The 18,368-nt window shown below is 48.2% G+C and carries 17 protein-coding genes; 3 read left to right on the forward strand and 14 right to left on the reverse strand.

Annotated elements, in window-relative coordinates; genetic code table 11:
- Positions 1-72: 72 nt before the first annotated feature.
- The 9 genes from E8E00_RS16405 to E8E00_RS16445 form a co-directional block, all read right to left on the reverse strand.
- Positions 73-1,602 carry a bifunctional GNAT family N-acetyltransferase/carbon-nitrogen hydrolase family protein gene (locus E8E00_RS16405; protein WP_096631812.1) on the reverse strand — a complete coding sequence of 510 codons (1,530 nt, stop codon included), beginning with the start codon at positions 1,600-1,602 and terminating at the stop codon, positions 73-75.
- A gap of 32 nt (positions 1,603-1,634) precedes the next feature.
- The gene (locus E8E00_RS16410; RefSeq protein ID WP_136588415.1) at positions 1,635-2,495 is read right to left on the reverse strand and encodes a GGDEF domain-containing protein; all 861 of its coding nucleotides are present in this window, start codon (positions 2,493-2,495) and stop codon (positions 1,635-1,637) included.
- Positions 2,496-3,052: 557 nt separating this feature from the next.
- Complete coding sequence (locus E8E00_RS16415; protein ID WP_096631810.1) at positions 3,053-3,688, reverse strand: LysE family translocator; 636 nt, start codon at positions 3,686-3,688, stop codon at positions 3,053-3,055.
- 212 nt (positions 3,689-3,900) lie between these two features.
- Positions 3,901-5,328 (reverse strand): aspartate kinase, encoded by a 1,428-nt coding sequence (locus tag E8E00_RS16420; protein WP_069589806.1) that lies wholly within the window; start codon positions 5,326-5,328, stop codon positions 3,901-3,903.
- Positions 5,329-5,406: 78 nt separating this feature from the next.
- Positions 5,407-5,796, reverse strand: a complete 390-nt coding sequence (locus E8E00_RS16425; RefSeq protein ID WP_077457892.1) for an ectoine synthase — start codon at positions 5,794-5,796, stop codon at positions 5,407-5,409.
- A 45-nt stretch (positions 5,797-5,841) separates the two neighbouring features.
- Positions 5,842-7,119, reverse strand: a complete 1,278-nt coding sequence (gene ectB, locus E8E00_RS16430) for a diaminobutyrate--2-oxoglutarate transaminase (protein WP_077457894.1) — start codon at positions 7,117-7,119, stop codon at positions 5,842-5,844.
- Positions 7,120-7,130: 11 nt separating this feature from the next.
- A complete protein-coding gene (gene ectA, locus E8E00_RS16435; protein ID WP_077457896.1) occupies positions 7,131-7,688 on the reverse strand; it encodes a diaminobutyrate acetyltransferase in 558 nt (185 codons plus the stop codon).
- 358 nt (positions 7,689-8,046) lie between these two features.
- Positions 8,047-9,045: a bacteriohemerythrin gene (locus E8E00_RS16440; RefSeq protein WP_069589810.1), complete on the reverse strand. Its 999-nt coding sequence runs from the start codon at positions 9,043-9,045 to the stop codon at positions 8,047-8,049.
- A gap of 166 nt (positions 9,046-9,211) precedes the next feature.
- Complete coding sequence (locus tag E8E00_RS16445; protein WP_069589811.1) at positions 9,212-9,418, reverse strand: cold-shock protein; 207 nt, start codon at positions 9,416-9,418, stop codon at positions 9,212-9,214.
- A gap of 549 nt (positions 9,419-9,967) precedes the next feature.
- Here E8E00_RS16445 and E8E00_RS16450 point away from each other — a divergent pair.
- Both E8E00_RS16450 and E8E00_RS16455 read left to right on the forward strand, forming a co-directional pair.
- Entirely contained in the window at positions 9,968-10,915 is a 948-nt protein-coding gene (locus E8E00_RS16450; RefSeq protein ID WP_069589812.1) for a slipin family protein, read from the forward strand.
- A 1-nt stretch (position 10,916) separates the two neighbouring features.
- Positions 10,917-11,411 (forward strand): NfeD family protein, encoded by a 495-nt coding sequence (locus E8E00_RS16455; RefSeq protein ID WP_069589814.1) that lies wholly within the window; start codon positions 10,917-10,919, stop codon positions 11,409-11,411.
- 337 nt (positions 11,412-11,748) lie between these two features.
- Here the strand turns inward: E8E00_RS16455 and E8E00_RS17215 are convergent, their stop codons facing one another.
- Positions 11,749-11,922, reverse strand: a complete 174-nt coding sequence (locus E8E00_RS17215) for a hypothetical protein (protein WP_167370411.1) — start codon at positions 11,920-11,922, stop codon at positions 11,749-11,751.
- A 268-nt stretch (positions 11,923-12,190) separates the two neighbouring features.
- On the opposite strand from E8E00_RS17215, the gene metC reads away from it, so the two are divergent.
- Positions 12,191-13,387 (forward strand): cystathionine beta-lyase, encoded by a 1,197-nt coding sequence (gene metC, locus E8E00_RS16460; protein ID WP_096631805.1) that lies wholly within the window; start codon positions 12,191-12,193, stop codon positions 13,385-13,387.
- 49 nt (positions 13,388-13,436) lie between these two features.
- Here metC and E8E00_RS16465 read toward each other — a convergent pair whose 3' ends face one another.
- From E8E00_RS16465 to E8E00_RS16480, 4 genes are all read right to left on the reverse strand, one after another.
- The gene (locus E8E00_RS16465; RefSeq protein WP_096631802.1) at positions 13,437-15,035 is read right to left on the reverse strand and encodes a methyl-accepting chemotaxis protein; all 1,599 of its coding nucleotides are present in this window, start codon (positions 15,033-15,035) and stop codon (positions 13,437-13,439) included.
- Between the two features lie 155 nt (positions 15,036-15,190).
- Positions 15,191-16,417 carry a glycine betaine/L-proline ABC transporter ATP-binding protein gene (locus tag E8E00_RS16470; protein WP_096631800.1) on the reverse strand — a complete coding sequence of 409 codons (1,227 nt, stop codon included), beginning with the start codon at positions 16,415-16,417 and terminating at the stop codon, positions 15,191-15,193.
- The gene (locus E8E00_RS16475) at positions 16,410-17,306 is read right to left on the reverse strand and encodes a proline/glycine betaine ABC transporter permease (protein WP_096631797.1); all 897 of its coding nucleotides are present in this window, start codon (positions 17,304-17,306) and stop codon (positions 16,410-16,412) included. The genes E8E00_RS16470 and E8E00_RS16475 overlap by 8 nt, the downstream gene beginning before the upstream one ends.
- A 62-nt stretch (positions 17,307-17,368) precedes the next feature.
- Positions 17,369-18,364 (reverse strand): ABC transporter substrate-binding protein, encoded by a 996-nt coding sequence (locus E8E00_RS16480; protein WP_096631795.1) that lies wholly within the window; start codon positions 18,362-18,364, stop codon positions 17,369-17,371.
- Between the last annotated feature and the right edge of the window lie 4 nt (positions 18,365-18,368).

The following is an 18,368-nucleotide window of genomic DNA, read 5'->3' on the forward strand; positions in this document are numbered from 1 at the left end:
CTTTTTGTTCACAATGTGAGCAAGGCCAATAAATAGAAGTGATTTGCCCCGCAATTGACGGGGCAAAAGCCTTTACTCCTGACTCAGGTGATTGGCATACAGTTTTGGTCGACGGTGCTTGAGGTTGGTGACTGAACCTCGCTCGTGCAGCATTTTAAGTTTGTCTAAATCGACATCCGCAAAGATCATCATTTCTGTATTGGCATTCGCTTCGGCGAGTGTTGCATCGTGGGGGAAATACACATCAGACGGCGAGAATACTGCTGACTCAGCATACTGAATGTCGACGTTATCTACTCGAGGGAGGTTGCCCACGCTGCCTCCAATGGCGACATAGCATTCGTTCTCAATCGCGCGCGCTTGAGCGCAGAGACGAACGCGTAGATAGCCGTTTTTGGTATCGGTCCAGAAGGGGACAAAGAGGATCTGAACATCTTGTTCCGCGAGGATGCGTCCCAGTTCAGGGAATTCGACATCATAACAGATGAGGATCCCCACACGCCCTGCATCGGTTTCAATGACTTTGACGGTTTCGCCGCCATCAATCACCCAGTCTCGCTGTTCATGCGGCGTGATATGTATTTTGTACTGTTCATCGATGCTGCCGTCTCGATGCATCAGGTATGACACGTTGTACAACTTTTCATCTTCTAGTACCGGCATACTGCCTGCAATGATATTGATGTTGTAAGTAACGGCAAGTTGCGAGAAGCGTTGCTTAATTGTCTGCGTGAATTCACTTAAAAAGCGGATCGCTTCTACAGAGCCTTTTTCTGGGGCAAGTCCCATCAAGGGCGCACAGAAAAACTCAGGGAATAGGGCAAAGTCCGATTGATAATTGGATAGCGATGAGACAAAAAACTCCGCCTGATTCAGCAGATCATCGACGGAGAGCACGTGACGCATTTGCCATTGAACCACCCCAATACGAACAATGGTTTTCTCTATATCGTGGACGGATGAGGCATCTTCTTCATAAAAGAAATTATCCCACTCTAACAGAGTGGCATAACCTGCGGATTTACCATCCTCTGGGAGATAGCGGTTCATCAAACGTTTCACATCAAAGTCATTTGACAGCTGAAACGACAAAATCGGATCGTGGATTTCTTTACGACGCACTTTGTTGATGTATTCAGTGACCGTCAGGTCATTATGCTTGTGATAACCGGGAATCCGCCCACCAGCAAGAATAGCTTTGAGGTTAAGCGCTTGGCAGAGATCTTTACGCGCTTCGTAAAGCCGACGTCCCAAGCGGTGACCACGATAATCAGGGTGAACAAAGACATCGAGGCCGTAGAGCGCATCCCCTTTGGCATCATGAAATACCACCCCATCATCGGTGATGATATCCGCGTAAGTATGAGGAAGAGAAAAGCGGTTATAAGCCACTTTTAGCGTGAGTGCCGCGGCGACAATCTTACCATTGTCTTCAATACAGATTTGTCCATCCGGAAACGCGGTCACCAATTGCATGATAGTACTCTTGGGCCACGCGCCCCCAACATCGGGAAAAACGAGATCCATCAGTTCTGCAACTGGCTGGTAATCACCTACCTCTATCACACGCAAGTTCAGCAGCGTGTCGGCATTTTCGTCCATTACATGATCTCCTTAGGATGTCTGACTCCCCATTATGTCAAAGATTGTCGTGTGAGATAACGTTTAGGAAGATCTGTGTTCGACTCTTCGCAAGGAATAGAGGTTGTGGCTCGCATGGGGGCGACACTTGACGGCGCGGCTTGATGCTCGGTGAGGGCAAATTCGATCCGATTCCGGCCACGTGCTTTTGCCTCATAAAGCGCGCCATCGGCACATTCGAATAGCTGATTTATTGTCACAGGCTGATGGCGGCGATGGATAGCGACACCCACACTGACGGTAAAGCGAATGATATGTCCTTGTTCTGTCCTGACTTGGCAGGCTTCAATTTGTCGGCGAAGCTGCAATGCGATGTGCTGAACGCGTTTAACTGAATCCCCACTCAATAACAGGATAAATTCTTCTCCGCCCGTTCTCGCGCACAAGGCGCCTTCTTGTTGAGCGATATGCTGTAAATGCTGGCTAAAAGCGATCAGGACTTGGTCACCGGCGAGATGGCCATACACGTCGTTAATACTTTTAAAGTTATCCAAGTCAGCCAATAACAAGGCGTGAACGGTATCGTCTTCAAGACGTTGAGTGGTTTGGGTCACAAAGGCACGACGATTGGGGAGTTGAGTGAGCGTGTCTTGCAAAGCCAGTTGGCACAAGGTGTATTCGAGCCGCTCAAAGCAAAGATAAATAAAGGTCACAAATTTGACGAACTCGGCCATCAAAATCATGTAGTAGACGAAGATATAGCGATGGGACAGCGTGGTTTCGTTGAATGGCGTATCAAACGCAAACTGGATGCGCAGGCCATACAGAACCAACAAGATAGAAGCGATACCAGCATATAAGCGATAGCCAGTGCGTGCGCGATACGGGCTTTTGAGCAGTATACGAAGCACCATCAGGTGTATAACTGCATAGAATAGGCAATAAAAACTGATGCGTATGGCAAGGGGCGCATCATTGACAAGGAACAATGAGTATATCCCGACAGCCAGTGTAAAGAGCAACCCGCCGACACGCCACCAAGGTGGCTGTTTTTCGAGTGATTGGGTCCCCCACCAGACGAAAACTTGGGCGCTTATGGCTGCTACGACACCGAGCCAAACAAGCGCTGATATCTCTGTACTATTTCCGAGGTTATACACGGACGTGCCTGCTGAGATCAACAAGCACGCTATGCCCCACAGCTTTATATCTCTGTGTTGATTAAACTGCCAACCAATCAATAACACGGCGACCGTCAGTAACCAAAATATACTGATGCAGGCTAGTGTGAGTGTGGGTAAATGAAGGTCAAACACGTACTCGAATCCATCCGATACAACTGTCTAAGCGCCTAATGTTAGGCAATAAAAGCCTATTAATAACGTGCTTGCGCACAATATACCAGACAAGGATGAGACCTTTTATCGCACCACAAGGTTTTGTTGATTTTTGGTGTCTGGTCGTTCAAAACTTAGACGCCATTCTGCTGTAAAAACAGCCAAATAGCCAGAATTGCAAAGACGATCGCCATCAATTTATGCTGGTATTTCTGAACGCTAGGACGTGTGAATAAAGCGTTACCTAGACGACCAACTATCACAACAAGCAAGACATTAAACGCCAATCCGAGAATATTGAGCAATAGGCCAAGACTCAAAAGCTGCATGCCTGAGGATGCTTGGATTTGTTGCGAGATGAACTGAGGTAAAAAGAGAACAAAAAAGAGTAGAGCCTTGGGGTTGAGTAAGTTGGTCATCACCGCGCGTTTATAAAGGTGTCGGCCCATCTTTTGACGAGGAGCAAGCGCTTCACTATCCGTTGGCGAAGCTCGCCATGTGTCGATGCTCATTTTTAGCAGATAAGCGGCGCCTACGTACTTTAAAACAGTGAGCGCCATAGGCGACATGGCGATCATCGCTGATACGCCCGTGGCAGCCAAGAGGGTCAGAATCAATCCGGATGTCGCATTCCCTAAACTTGCTGCTAACCCGACTCGCTTTCCATAACTAAGACTTGCACTAATGATAAGTAGCATGTCGGGACCGGGGATAAGAAGCAGCGCCACAACGGCCGTTAAATAAACAGGGAGCAAGGTTGGATCAATCATGGAATGCGCGTATCACTGACAAAATAAAACGCGGCATTTTACCCGCTTAGGTAAAAGGATCAACGGAACTTCGCTATTATGATAATCATTAGTACTAAAATTAGTGTAAACAGGCGTGGAAACTTAATGTGATAAGCATAAAAAAACGCCTCTCGAAAGAGGCGTTTAATGGTAGAAAAATTAACTGAGCAATTAACTGCTTAGCGCTGCGGTTATGCGGCTTTGATGGTCGGCTTTGGGGCCGGTTTCTCAATAAAGCATGCGTGTAGTGCGCAAATCGCCGCGTGATAGAATTTATCCAGTACCACGTACTGTACATCCACGTCGCGCATCGAGGAGTGTGCGGCTTTTGGATTAATTTCTGCGTCCAGTAGCGCGAGCATACCTCGGCTCATGGTCTGGTTGGAGTCAATCCGGCTACCAATGACCGAAATCAACGCAACCATCTCGCCAGTGATCTTCGCTTTAGGATACAGCTTCTCTACGCGATTAATCACTTTGTCTTGGCTGGCGGTCTTACCATCCAAATAGTAAGTGATCGAGTTGGCGTTCATTTCTTTACTGATTAGCTGAACGTTTTCCTCACGAATAATTTCCATCACGTCGTAGCTGACGCGATCGACATGGCCAACCATTGATTGATCAAAGATATGCAGCGCTAGCACTTTATCACGACCTGCAATGATCTCGATTTCATTGTCTTTCGGACGATATTTGTGGGAAATCACCGTACCTGGATGATCGGGTTCGAAGGTATTTTTCACCACAAGTTCGATGCCGACCGCGCGCATCCCTGATGCGGCATTCGGGTGAATTGCTTCCATCCCCAAGTTGGCAAGCTGATCAGCTACATCGTAGTTGCTCAAGCCCATCGGCTGAACGCGTTCTGGACCGACGATACGCGGATCAGCACTGCTTAAATGATACTCTTTATGGATCACCGCGCTGCTTGCTTTGGTCAATACCGCAATACGACTGAACGTCATTTCGCTATAGCCGCGATCGTATGTTTTCATCAAACCTTCATCGCAGTATACGTAGCCGGTAACGATGGGCAGCTCATTGCTGAGATCGATATCTTCCATGGCACGCGCAATCACGGTGTTTAAATCACCCTGTGCTTCGTCGGGGTTGTCCCAGCCAGAAAGGTCAACAAACCGTGAGTTAATTCCCACGCTCTCAAGCAAAAGAGAAGAGTTGTGCGCACTGTGAGCTTCTCCAATTGACGAGAGGAACTCGCGCACTTGGGGCAAATAGCTTTCTAGAGAAAACTGCCCATAGTTACAGGTTTCGAGAATACCTTCGATGCAGCTGTGCGCTTTCTCCATACGTTGACGAATGAAGTTGTCTGCACGCTCGCGGTAAACAGGGTCTGGGAACATGTTGCTGTTAATGAGCAGCATACGTTGTTCCAACTCTTCCATGGCATCGCGCCACTTCGGATTGTTGGCGGCGAGTAGGCGATAGATACCCGGCTTGCCAGACCGCTTACACTCCAGCAATGCATCCGTGATGCCAGCATAAGCAGAAACCACAAAAATTCGGTTATAAGGGTTAGACGGGTACAAAAAGATATTATCCATGACAGCGTCGAACGCTGACATTGATGTACCGCCGATCTTTTCAACGGTATGATTCATGTGAGCTCCTTGTGGGCTTTTATGAATTGAAGTCGTCGATTGGGTTTACAGGGGCAGCATCCCGCTGCCCCAAGACGGTTAATCGACCAGAGGGTAAACACCGTTTTCGTCATGTGTCTCTTGCCCAGTAATCGGTGGGTTAAAGACACAGGCCATGACCATATCAACACCCTTATTAGCGCGAAGCTGGTGCTCGTCATGTTTGTCAAGAATGTACAGTGTGCCAGGTTTGATTGGATACACTTTACCGTCGTCGGTCGTTTCAATCTCACCTTCACCTGACATGCAATACACAGACTCTAAGTGATTCTGGTAATGGATATGTGTGTCAGTATTGGCGTAAATAGTAGTAATGTGGAATGAGAAGCCCATGTTGTCATCGCGCAACAACATACGGACACTTTCCCAATTTTCAGCCACTACGCGGCGTTCACTGTTTTGGCATTCTTCTAATGTGCGAACAATCATGTCAATCCTTTATACGTCTGTTTGTTAGTGGGTGAGAGCTTTGAATTAAGACGCTTTTTTCAATTTGTCTTTTTTGTATTGCTCAACCGACTTAACAAAAATCTGCAGGCCTTTCTCCATTTCAGCTTCGCTGACTGTCAATGGTGAGAAGAATTTGATCACTTCATCATCAGGGCCAGCTGTTTCGATGATCATACCGTGCTCGAAACAAAGGCTTGTGATGGCATCTGAGATATCACCATTCTTACATGCGATACCCTGCATCAGGCCACGACCTTTGATGGTGTCGAACAGATCACCATTTTTCGCTAAAACGTCTTTCAACACTTTATTGAGTTGATCAGCACGCGCTTGGATATGGGTTTGGAACTGATCATCTAGCCAGTAAGTTTCAATCGCTTCTGCGGCTGTCACAAATGCATGGCTGTTACCACGGAATGTACCGTTATGTTCGCCAGGTGCCCATTGATCCAGCTCAGGTTTCAGTAGAACCAGTGCCATTGGTAGGCCATAACCACCAATCGACTTCGACAAGGTCACGATATCTGGGTTGATACCTGATGGCTCGAAGCTAAAGAAAGTACCAGTACGGCCACAGCCAGCTTGAATATCATCGACGATCATCAATATGCCATGTTCTTTACAGATGCTCTCTAGGCGTTGCAGCCACTCATTAGAAGCCGCATTGAGACCGCCTTCACCTTGAACGACTTCAAGTAAGACAGCGGCGGGTTTATCTCCACCTGTTAGACCGCTTGAGGCATCGTTTAGCATGGTTTCGAACAGTGTGAGACCGTCAACATCGGCATAGCCGTCATACGGAATACGTGTTACCGCGTTATTCACTGGCATACCGCCGCCACCGCGATGATGATGATTACCGGTCACAGCGAGTGCGCCGTAGGTACAGCCGTGGAAGCCGTTCGTAAATGAAACGATGTTTGGGCGACCTGTCACTTTTCGTGCCAGCTTCATCGCCGCTTCAACAGCATTTGTACCGGTTGGACCCGTGAACTGGAATTTATAGTCCAAGTTACGTGGTGCCAAGATGTGCTCTTTAAATACCTCGAGAAAGCGTGCTTTTGCACCGGTGTGCATATCCAAGCCGTGGGTAATCCCATCTTTCTCGATGTACTCAATCAGCGCTTTTTTCAGCGTCGGATTATTGTGTCCGTAGTTAAGCGAACCGGCGCCAGCAAGAAAATCGAGGTAGCGCTTGCCGTCAACGCCAGTGATCCAACAGCCCTTCGCGCTTTCAAACACGACGGGGAAGTTGTTGGCGTAACATTGAACATTTGACTCCTGCGATTTAAAGATATCCATAACTCATCCTGTTATTTTTTGAGTGGAATTCGGAAAAGGTATTCGGTGTCATGTTCACCGTTAAAGTGCTCTTGTTCATCAAGGAACACTGAGCGCTGACCACCTGTACCGTAGAGGCGGTCTACCTTTTTGAACAGCGCCCAAGATCCGGCGTTGTCTTCTGTGATCGTGGTTTCAATGAATCGAATGTCTTGTGACACTTTGCGCGCCAGTAACGCTTCGACCATTGAAAGGGCAAGCCCTTCTCCACGTGCTTTGGGCGATACGGCTACCTGCCACACAAAAAATGTGTCTGGTTGCTCTGGACGAATGTAGCCAGAGACGAAGCCGTGAATGTCGCCGTCACGCTCTGCCACAACACAGGTCTCTTTGAAGTGCGTTGCCTGTAAAAAGTTGCAGTAGGCGGAGTTCACATCCAACGGAGGGCACTGGGTGATTAATCGATAGATGTCGCCACCATCACGAATCGATGGCTTACGAAACACAAACCGCGTGCTCGGTTTTATCTGTTTACGGTCAAGGACTTCGTTTTCAAGAACTGCCGTATCTGTCGTTTTTGATCGCCACATAATTGTTTTGTGCTCTAACGAATTCGTTATATATAATAGGCGCTGAATTTTGTTTATCAACCCCGGATTTCGCTAATCGGTTTATCACTACTCAGTAAGTAACTGATATTAGTAAAATTTGTTAATGTTAAAATTTTTATTAACCATAATACTTTGATGCGTAACATTTACTGGCCTAAATGTATTGACGATTCTCAATCTGGTGTGACTCATGCCACAAAGATGGGGGAGCGGCTTGGACTTCGTCTCAGTTGAAGTTGAATGAGGTGAAAAGAGTGGCTTTAAAAATAGACGTAAAAGAGATTTTACTAGACAAAAAGCCTAGTCACCTTTGATGCTTGTGAATCTAATAGGGTGACTAGGCGGATTGAGGCGACTGGCTAAGGAATTCGCGATATTGTCTGTCTTCTTTGACGACGTGGTGCACCCACCAGTAACGCAAAAACTTGAAAAAGACTGAAGGGTACAGTTCAGGATCCGCCTGGCATTGCAGTAACACATAATGTGCTTGCCGTGATAAACGTTCATGGATGGCTGCATGTTCTTTGTATTTGGGGTAGGCGAGATCGTGAAGAATGTCTTCTTCTAGCTGGAAGTGGGACACAATGTAGTCTCGAAACCGCTGGGCGAGATCATCAAAATCTCCTTTTTCACCATCTGCATGGTGATACGCGATAGCCTCATAGGTGTCATTGATGATAGCCAGTAATTGCTTGTTACTGGCATCGAGATCTGGGTGCCCCACAGAATATTTATCCTGCCAACGAATGAACTTTCTGTCTTTGCTCTCTGCTGTTGGATGTTCAGGAGTTACTGGGGGGGCTGTTACGCCAACGGTTGGACTCGCCTCTGTAATTCTTTCGATTTTCTCCTGTTCTTCTTCAGTGAAGACAACGGCACCATTGTGCTCAAAATCGGTCGATTTGGCCGGATCGGCCTGATACATCTCAAAGTAGTACTTAGGTGGCTTTTTGGATTTTGTATCTCTGGCTAGTTGTTGAATGCGATTTTCGAGGTCTTGTTTTCTAACGGGTTTGACCATGAATGCGTCAACATCATAGCGGATGCATTCGCTTATCACTGATTGGGAGGCATTAGCGGTGAGAATGATGATCGGGACATCGTGCTGTAGGTGGTAGCGACCACTACGGATAAGCCTAAGCATCTCCAAGCCATCGATAGGCTCCATCTGTAGGTCAGTGATAATTAAACTAGGTTGTTCGTGAAAGGCCCTTGATATAGCTTCAGCACCATCAGCCGCCGTGATAACGGATTTGATCCCTAGCGCTTGTGCCATCAAACCTATGGTATCTCGAATCATCTCATGATCATCTACCACTAAACAACGAGATAGCATACTCCCTCCTGCTAAAGCGCTAACCGTCTTAAAAGCGTAGTAAATGGCGAGTTTTGCTGCAGAGTGATTTGTAGAATTTTTTATACGTTTTTGCGGGGAGTGAGAGATTACGCATACAAAAAAAGGCGCCTAAACAGGCGCCTTTTCTTCTTAAATCTGGTTTAGCTTACAGGCGAGTTACGTTCGCTGCCTGTGGGCCTTTTTGACCTTGCTCGATATCGAACTCAACCTGTTGGCCTTCTGCTAGAGTGCGGAAGCCTTCACCAACGATGGCGCGGAAGTGAACGAATACGTCTGGACCGTTCTCTTGCTGGATAAAACCGAAACCTTTTTCTTCGTTAAACCACTTAACGGTACCATTAGCTTTAGACATGATGTCTCCTGAATATATTAACTAGGTGTAGCAGTGACGCGAGTGCCATTAATCGTTCTATGGGCAAATGTAGCGAATATCTTCAGGACAACTAACTTTCCAGCCAAACGGTAGGGTGTTTCGATGTTTCTATATTCAATTGCTGCATAAATTTCCGATTAGCGAAGCCGCTTAACAGCTCCAAGAGGACTACGCGTAATTTGCGCGTCAGTTTACTGTTGGCTGTGACGATGGTCGCCTTTCAGCTTTCAGTAACGTCAACCAACACGGTTGAACAGTAGCGAGAATACACGCAAAAGAATGTGAGGTAAATCTCTTTTCGCACTTTATATCCGGTTTATTTTGAGTGAATGATTGAAAGTGAGATCAAGCGCCGAGATTTTTGTCAGGATTAAGCAAATCAATGGCGAAAACCGCGTCCTGTATTGGGATGGATGTCAAAGATGCTATCGGACGCTGTCTTTTTTCATCGACATTGACGTACTCTTAATGCTTTCTACGAGTAGCAGCGCGTTGCTGTTTGTCGATCCTCTACTGATAGGAACCCTAATGAACGAAATGGTCTCTCTTACTAGCGCGTTTAGCGTTTGGATTGTACTCGCAATCCTAGTGATTGTTTTCTTGCGTGGCTCGGTAAAGTTTGTTCCGCAAAACACCGCCTATGTGATTGAGCGTTTTGGTAAATATTACAAAACGATGGAAGCGGGCTTGAACTTTATTGTGCCTTTTATCGACCGTCTAGCCTATGAACGTACGCTAAAAGAGCAAGCGTTCGATGTGCCGAGTCAGTCGGCCATTACCCGAGACAACATCTCTCTAGTCGTAGATGGTGTGCTTTATATCAAAGTGCTGGATCCTTACAAAGCTTGCTACGGCGTCGATGACTATATCTACTCCGTGACTCAACTGGCGCAAACCACAATGCGTAGTGAAGTGGGTAAGATGGAATTGGATAAGACCTTCGAGGAGCGTGAAAGCCTCAACACGGCAATCGTCTCGGCGATTAACGAAGCCGCTCAGCCTTGGGGCGTACAAGTCCTCCGCTATGAAATTAAGGATATTGATCCGCCGCGTTCAGTATTGGATGCGATGGAGCGTCAAATGAAAGCCGAACGTGAAAAACGTGCGGTGATCCTTGAGTCAGAAGGGGCACGTCAGTCGGATATCAACGTTGCAGAAGGGCAAAAACAAGCACGCGTGCTTGCCGCGGAAGCGGAAAAGTCTGAGCAGATCTTGAAAGCGGAAGGTGAAGCGAAAGCGATTATCGCGGTCGCGGAAGCACAAGCTGAAGCGCTTGAAATTGTCGGTTCACGAGCGATCACGGAAGAAGGTCAGAAAGCTATCCAATTAGACTTGGCAGAAAAAGCCATCAGTGCGAAAGAAGCGATCGCGAAAGAGTCTTCTGTCGTATTGCTTCCAGAGTCGGGGACTGGCGCGGCGAGTACGGTTGCTGAAGCGATGACCATTATTCAAACACTGAACAAAGTGAAAGGCTAATATGCACAACTGGTTTACCACCCATCTAGCTGAGATGACGATGATTATCGGGCTGTTACTGCTCGTGGTCGAAGTGTGGTTGCTGGGCTTATCGACCATCGTATTACTGGCGACCGGAGTTGCTGCGGTACTGGCGGGACTGTTAGCGATGCTTGGAGTGCTGCCGGAGACTGTGACCGTGATGTTCAGCGCAACCGGGATCGGGGCTGGGCTGTTAACCGCCGCGCTGTGGCAGCCGTTAAAGCGGCTACAACGTGGTGCACGTAGTCCCGACAATACGCACAGTGACTTTATTGGCTTGACGCTGACATTGACTGAGCCGTTAACGTCCGCACATCCAGCGACAATTAAGTATTCGGGTGTGACGTGGCAGTTGGTGCTCAGTGGCAGCTGTCATGATGCGAGCTTGCAAGCAGGCGACAAAGTGCGGGTGATCGGTGTTGATGTCGGTCGCTTTACGGTAGAACCGGCCGGTGAAGCGGAGTCGAGTCACTAGGCGTTGTTTGCCATTCTGGTTTAATTGAGCCAAATAAAAAGCTCGGGCATCATGTCCCGAGCTTTTTTGCGTGATACGCGCTATGCCTAGCTAACCGAGAGCCTCGATAAGTGGAGGCGCTGTATTTAGGCTTTTTTCAGCTGTTTTTTCAGCTTTTTCAGTTTGCTTTCTTGTTTAGCAACTTTTGCTTTGGTCTTTTTGATCGATTTTTTCAGATCTTTCTTTGATGCTTTAGCCATCGGTTTTCTCCTTTCTATGTCATTGCCGGTGTTTTCGCCACCGCAATACGGCTTCAATGCCGTGGACAGGTGCCGGCAAGTTGCACCTAAAACTGTGATTATGAGCTCTTTTTTTCTTCGTGTTCTTTTAAAAATTGTTTGATAAATCGACGGATCTCTCTAGCGGCTGATGTGTCGAGATCCTCGCATTTTGACAAGAAGGCATCGCGTTGCTCACTATTAATGCGAATGAGTAACTGACTGTCTTTTTTGCTTTTTTCTTTTTTTGTCATCTGCATTTGCCTATCGTTTGGATATACAATGTATATACACTTTCTTCGCTTTTCCACCTAGTGTGCTTAATTTGTGATCTGTTTAGTGATCTAAACAGTTATTTGCATACAATTCGACATTGTAGCCGCGGGGCTTCGTCATCCATGCCATAAATAACAAGGAGACGAGTGGTTGATTCTGTTGAAATAGATGGCTAAATGTCTTTACTGCTAAAGAAATAATGCTTAGGGTAAGGTATCCATGGAGCAAATATTTGGGTAAGGAATTATGGAAAAAAAATACCTGAGCACGCAATTGATTCACGCGGGGCGCGACAAACGTTATACCCAACAAGGTGTGAACCCTGTGATCCAACGTGCTTCCTCCATTGTTTTTGACACGCTCGCCGACAAAAAACATGCGATTGCGCATCGACACCAGCGCACCTTGTTTTATGGCCGCCGTGGCACCCAGACGCATTTTGCCCTGCAAGATGCGATGACAGAGCTCGAACAAGGTGAAGGGTGTGCGTTGTTTCCGTGTGGCGCCGCAGCCATTGCCAACAGTATTTTGGCATTTGTGAAAACGGGCGACCATATTCTGGTGACTGGCTCGGCTTACGAGCCCACACAAGACTTTTGCCAAACTATCCTTGCCGATATGCAGATTGAGACTGAGTTTTTCGATCCGCTTGAAGGAGCCCAAATCGTTGAGCGTATCCGGCCTAATACTCGGATTGTGTTTCTCGAGTCGCCTGGGTCGTACACCATGGAAGTCCATGATACGCCTGCCATGGTGCAAGCGATTCGCGCCAAAGCGCCAGACGCGATCATTATGATGGATAACACCTGGGCTGCTGGCGTTTTATATCAGCCTTTAACACATGGGGTCGATATTTCGATCCAATCGGGCACCAAGTACATTATTGGCCACTCCGATCATATGCTCGGTACTGCTGTAGCGAATCGTCGCTGTTGGCCGCAGCTACGAGAACGTGCTTATTTGATGGGGCAAACCATTGATGCCGAGACGGCATATCAAGCGGCAAGAGGGTTGCGTACCCTGGGCGTGCGTTTAAAGCAACACCAACAAAGTGCTCTACAAATTGCGCAATGGCTAAAAGAGCAGCCAGAAGTCGCGCATGTCCTGCACCCTGCGTTTTCTGATTGCCCCGGACATGTCTTTTTTGAGCGAGACTTTTCTGGGAGTAATGGCTTGTTTTCGTTTGTTTTTGACCAAAGACTTACCGATGCACAGCTGGAAGCGTTCTGTGATCATTTACAGCATTTCAGCATGGCGTACTCATGGGGTGGATTTGAGTCGTTACTGTTGACCAATCAACCTGAACAACTCAACCGTATTCGTCCTGCCGGTAAGGTAAGTTTCAGTGGCACCTTAGTCCGTGTGCACATTGGTTTGGAAGCGGTAGAGGATTTGATCACTGACTTAGCAGCAGGCTTTGAACGCATTAAAACGGCCCAGTAAAAGTGGATAAGCCACCTTAAGTTGATGAAGGTGGCTTTTTGATGTCGGTTTAAGTCTGGAACTGGTCGGTCAGCGTGGTGAGTGCACTCGATTGATGACTCAGTTGGCCACTGACGTCGCTGGTGGTATTGATGGCTTCAGTGAGTGACTGGCTGCCTTGCTTAAGCGCACGACGGCCGGCGGTGAGATGTTCTATCTCCTTATGCTGTGAGGCCAGGGCGGCTTCTACCTCGGCACTCAACTGTTCCAAGCCTTGGAATGTGGAATGCATATCACTGAGAAAGCCTTGAAGACGAATGCTGGCTTGCTGGTTGGAGGCACTGGCCGTTTGTGTTTCTGTGAGCAGTGAACTGGCGGTATCAACTTGTCCTAAGAGATCGTTAATCCAATTGCGAATATCACCGGTCGATTGCGCCGTGCGCTGTGACAGGCCTCGGACCTCATCGGCAACGACCGCAAACCCTCGGCCATGCTCGCCGGCACGCGCGGCTTCAATGGCTGCATTTAATGCCAGTAGGTTAGTTTGCTCCGCAATCCCCTCAATCACATCCATGACCCCTGCAATTTGTTCACTGGTTTGTTTCAGTGTTGCCATGGTCGACGATACCTTCTCCACGATACCCACACTGTGTGCGATAGCGGCGTCGGTAGTTCGCATTTGTTGCTGGATCTCGTCGTTATCGTGAGACACTTTGCTAATGTACTCGCGCGTATCATGAATGGCACTGGCAATTTCTGTGGTGGCACTTTCCATGACGCTGAGAGATTGGGCGACGTTGTCGACTTGACGACGGGTCTGCTGGTTAATCTTTGCGACTTGTTTGCTTTGGGTATCGAGCGTGTCAGATTGACCATCTAACTCGGCGGTTCGTGATTGAATGTCAGTGACAAAATGCGAAAACTTGTCGAGTAAGTTATTGGAGGCCCGCGCCACTGCACTGACCTCATCACTGTATCGATCGGTGAGGCGGGTGCTCAGATCGGAGCGCTGGTCAATATCTGTTAAGGCATTAGCAATATGATCCAAGCGAACCACCACAGTTTTGCGCAACCATGTCATCAATACCAATGCCAAGAGTAAGGTGGCGCCACAACCAATATACACGGTATGTGCTTGTTGGTTTAGAAAGGTGATCAGCCCGCTTGCAGAGTGTTTCGCATGAGCTTGTCTTTCGGTCAGCTTCTCGTTGAGAGCGAGCAGCATAGGATCAACGGCCGGATACATATCAAAGTCGACCAATCTCCCCGCATCATAGAAGCTTTTGGCCGCGATGGTTTTTTCTAGCTGGGCGAGATAGTCATCGAATGCCTGTTTATCGGCTTGATGCTTCGCGCGCCAGGTTGCGAGCGACGGAGAGTGAGAGAGTGCTTGCCAGCTTTGCTGATAGTCTTGATGAAGTTGTTCAAACTGCGGCTGAATTTCATTCCAGAACAGCAACTGTGCTTTGATTTTTTGCGATAAGTTGACCAAGTTGCGGTGATCGCGTTCCAGCGCGAGCAACGCCCAGACTTCAGGCAGCTGTTGATTGACATACTCCGAAGAGGCTTGCGCAGAGCGGGATGAAATCCACAGCGATAAGCTTCCTAACCCAATCGTGGATGCAATAAAGAGGGAAAATGCGATTAACAGTCGCTGTCGTACACTCATGTTGTTTCCTACCAACTACTCATGTTCGGATGAGGGGCAGGTTAGGCAGCGACTGTTGCAGGGGAATGACACCTGTCTCAATAGTGTGATTTGCGACTGATATCACTGTTTAGTTTAATGAACACAGCGGCTAACCCAATAGCCGCTGTCACCGGTTAACTCGCAATCGCGGGCGAGTCAGGATCCTTTGTGGAAGCGGCTTTCTCGCTGAGAATCGTGGCAACCGTTTGGCGCGAAAGGTGGCCAATCAACTCCCCTTCTTTATCAAAAACAGGAAGCGGCCATTTCGATGCCAGCGTGTCTGGGATCACTTGTTCAAGCAAGGAGTCTTGGTCGATAGCAGGCACATCTTCAATCATGCTGGCATCAATTTGTGTACTGGGATCAGCTTTGCTGAGCGCTTTTTCGCTCAGTGTACCCTGATAGCCATCCTCGGTGACATAATAGCCATAGCTGGCTTTCTGTTGACGCATTTGCGTGATGGCATCGCCAATGGTATTGGCGCTTATGCGACAAATTTGCGGCTGCATCACCGTCTCTACCGTAAGCGCGCGAGCGCGATTCACATCTTTGACAAAGGCTTCCACATAGTCATCTGCTGGACGCAATAGAATATCGACGGGTTCACCAACCTGTACGAGTTTACCATCGCGCAAAATCGCAATGCGATCGCCCAAGCGTAAGGCTTCATCCAGATCATGCGTAATAAACACAATGGTCTTATGGAGCTTCTCTTGTAACTCAATCAATTGATCTTGCATCTCGCTGCGAATAAGCGGGTCCAGCGCAGAGAAGGCTTCGTCCATGAGCAATATATCGGCATCGGTACATAAAGCACGCGCGAGTCCTACTCGTTGCTGTTGGCCCCCTGACAATTGCGCAGGGTATTGGTCCGCGTAACCCTCCAAACCAACGGTTGATAACCACTGTTGGGCTGTGGCATCACGATCCTTTTTGGCCACGCCTTGAATGTGTAATCCAAACGCGACATTTTCTTTAACGGTCCGGTGCGGTAATAAGCCAAATCGTTGAAAGACCATCGACATTTTATGACGGCGGAATTGCTGCAACTCTTGTTGAGAGAATTGCATAATATCCGTGCCCTCAATGCGAATCGCGCCCTCGGTAGGATCAATCAGACGGTTAAAGTGACGGATAAGGGTCGACTTCCCTGATCCCGATAGGCCCATGATCACGAAGACTTCACCGCGTCGAATCGAGAGGTTGATATCACTTAACCCAATGGTATGCCCAGTTTGCTGAAGCAAGTCATCTTTGCTTTTTCCGTCTTTCACACTGGCCATCACTTTGTGAGGGTGTTTACCAAACACCTTGTACAGGCCTTCAATTTCAATCAGCGTGTCATGGGTTGGCTCAGTCATGCTCACTTCCTTTTAAATGCTGCTGCGCACGTTTGGCGTAGCTTTGTGAAACGCGGTCAAAAATGATGGCGAGCGCGACAATGGCTAAACCGTTCAGAAGACCTAGGGTAAAGTATTGATTAGTAATAGATTTGAGAACGGGTTGTCCCAAGCCTGCCACACCAATCATGGATGCGATAACAACCATGGCCAAGGCCATCATGATGGTTTGGTTAATACCGGCCATAATGGTGGGCATTGCCAAGGGGAGCTGAACTTGAAAAAGCCGCTGCATGCCGCTGGCACCGTAGGCGGTAGCGGCTTCGAGAACATCTTTATCGACCAATCGGATGCCTAAATTGGTCAATCGGATCACCGGCGGAATGGCATAAATCACCACGGCAATGACGCCGGGAATTTTCCCGATCCCAAGCAACATGACTACTGGAATTAGATAGACGAATGCCGGCATGGTTTGCATCACATCCAAAAGTGGCGTGACAATCGCTTGGGTACGGTCTGACTTCGACATGGCTATCCCAATCGGTACACCGACACCAATAGCGAGCAGGGTACAGACGAGAATAATACTCATGGTGCTCATGGTATCTTCCCACATCCCTAAATACCCGATGGCAGTGAATGCGACCACCACGGCCAGAGGCAGCTTCCAAGAGCGGCTGGCGAGATAGGCAATGCCGGCCAGAATTGCGATCACCAACCACCACGGTGTCGACAGTAACAAATCTTCGAACCAAACCAGAAAGTTAAGTAAGGGGTCGAAAAAAGACTCGATAGATTCGCCGTATTCACTGGAGAAGCTACGATAGGCACCGTCGAGGGTTTTACGTATTTCAAGCAGATCTCGTCTGCTCATTTCAGGCACATCAGTTAGCCATGAATTTGCCATTTTCAGGGGGTTCCTTTACTGCAGGGAAAGCGCAGCGCAGCCAAAGACTGCGCTGAGTGAGGTTAAAGTGCATTGTTGATTTTATCGGCGACATCGTCGGACACCCATGATGTCCAGATCTCAGGGTGCTCAATTAAAAAGTGTGTCATGGCATATTCGCCATCGGCCTGGTTTTCTTCCATCCAGGCAAGCAGTGTATTCATTTGATCGTTAGTAAAGCCTCGTGTTTCTAGATAAGCCACGGCGTCTGGTGCACGCTTTGCGAATCGTTCGGTGATCACGGTATCAACATCAGCTGCGGGATACATAGTGACCCTTGGGTTGAGACAGTCATTTGTGGTCACACATTGTTTGTAGTGATCAATATCGGTGCCGGATTCAAAGTCTATTTTGACCATATCATATTTGCCGAGCACGGCCGTGGGCGCCCAGTAATACCCGAACCAAGGTTCTTGGCGTTCATAAGCTTTGGCGATCGAACCCGCTAAGCCAGCGCCAGAGCCCGGGTCAACCATTTCAAAGCCGCTATCGGCAAGGTTGAGGGCGCGAAAGAGGTTGGTTGACGTGATCTGGCAATTCCAACCGGCGGGGCAGCCATAGAATGCAGATTTAGAGGGGTCTTCAGGGTGAGTAAATAGTTCGGCATTAGCCTTCACCCCCGAAATGGTTTTCAGCTCAGGGTAGTCATCGACGAGATATTGCGGCACCCAGAATCCTTCTTCACCGCCGTCAATCAAGGCTTTGCCTGCATAGCGAATCCGACCCTCGTCGATGCCACGTTGCAGCCCTTCACGCATTGAGTTGCTCCAAAATTCCGGCGCAATATCGGGCTCTCCTTTTTCGACCATCGAGGTACCGGTCGGCATGGTGTCACCCGGCACCAGCTCTGCATCACATCCGTAACCATGCTCGAGAATAAAACGGTCGATATTGGCAATTAAGCTTGCAGAGTTCCAGTTCATATCGGCAATGGTCACTTTGCCACAGGTGTGATCATCCGCATTCACAGGTAGCGCGCCTACCGCTAACAGGCTGGCGGCAATGATTCGCTTGTACATAGTG

Origin of the sequence: Salinivibrio sp. YCSC6 (genome assembly GCF_004916735.1) — a bacterium.
Classification (GTDB): domain Bacteria; phylum Pseudomonadota; class Gammaproteobacteria; order Enterobacterales; family Vibrionaceae; genus Salinivibrio; species Salinivibrio proteolyticus.

Bases quoted from the DNA above. Each gene is read 5' to 3' on its own strand.
- E8E00_RS16405 (WP_096631812.1), bottom strand. From the start codon at position 1,602: ATGGACGAAAATGCCGACACGCTGCTGAACTTGCGTGTGATAGAGGTA.
- E8E00_RS16410 (WP_136588415.1), bottom strand. From the start codon at position 2,495: ATGGTGCTTCGTATACTGCTCAAAAGCCCGTATCGCGCACGCACTGGC.
- E8E00_RS16415 (WP_096631810.1), bottom strand. From the start codon at position 3,688: ATGATTGATCCAACCTTGCTCCCTGTTTATTTAACGGCCGTTGTGGCG.
- E8E00_RS16420 (WP_069589806.1), bottom strand. From the start codon at position 5,328: ATGAATCATACCGTTGAAAAGATCGGCGGTACATCAATGTCAGCGTTC.
- E8E00_RS16425 (WP_077457892.1), bottom strand. From the start codon at position 5,796: ATGATTGTTCGCACATTAGAAGAATGCCAAAACAGTGAACGCCGCGTA.
- ectB (WP_077457894.1), bottom strand. From the start codon at position 7,119: ATGGATATCTTTAAATCGCAGGAGTCAAATGTTCAATGTTACGCCAAC.
- ectA (WP_077457896.1), bottom strand. From the start codon at position 7,688: ATGTGGCGATCAAAAACGACAGATACGGCAGTTCTTGAAAACGAAGTC.
- E8E00_RS16440 (WP_069589810.1), bottom strand. From the start codon at position 9,045: ATGCTATCTCGTTGTTTAGTGGTAGATGATCATGAGATGATTCGAGAT.
- E8E00_RS16445 (WP_069589811.1), bottom strand. From the start codon at position 9,418: ATGTCTAAAGCTAATGGTACCGTTAAGTGGTTTAACGAAGAAAAAGGT.
- E8E00_RS16450 (WP_069589812.1), top strand. From the start codon at position 9,968: ATGAACGAAATGGTCTCTCTTACTAGCGCGTTTAGCGTTTGGATTGTA.
- E8E00_RS16455 (WP_069589814.1), top strand. From the start codon at position 10,917: ATGCACAACTGGTTTACCACCCATCTAGCTGAGATGACGATGATTATC.
- E8E00_RS17215 (WP_167370411.1), bottom strand. From the start codon at position 11,922: ATGACAAAAAAAGAAAAAAGCAAAAAAGACAGTCAGTTACTCATTCGC.
- metC (WP_096631805.1), top strand. From the start codon at position 12,191: ATGGAAAAAAAATACCTGAGCACGCAATTGATTCACGCGGGGCGCGAC.
- E8E00_RS16465 (WP_096631802.1), bottom strand. From the start codon at position 15,035: ATGAGTGTACGACAGCGACTGTTAATCGCATTTTCCCTCTTTATTGCA.
- E8E00_RS16470 (WP_096631800.1), bottom strand. From the start codon at position 16,417: ATGACTGAGCCAACCCATGACACGCTGATTGAAATTGAAGGCCTGTAC.
- E8E00_RS16475 (WP_096631797.1), bottom strand. From the start codon at position 17,306: ATGGCAAATTCATGGCTAACTGATGTGCCTGAAATGAGCAGACGAGAT.
- E8E00_RS16480 (WP_096631795.1), bottom strand. From the start codon at position 18,364: ATGTACAAGCGAATCATTGCCGCCAGCCTGTTAGCGGTAGGCGCGCTA.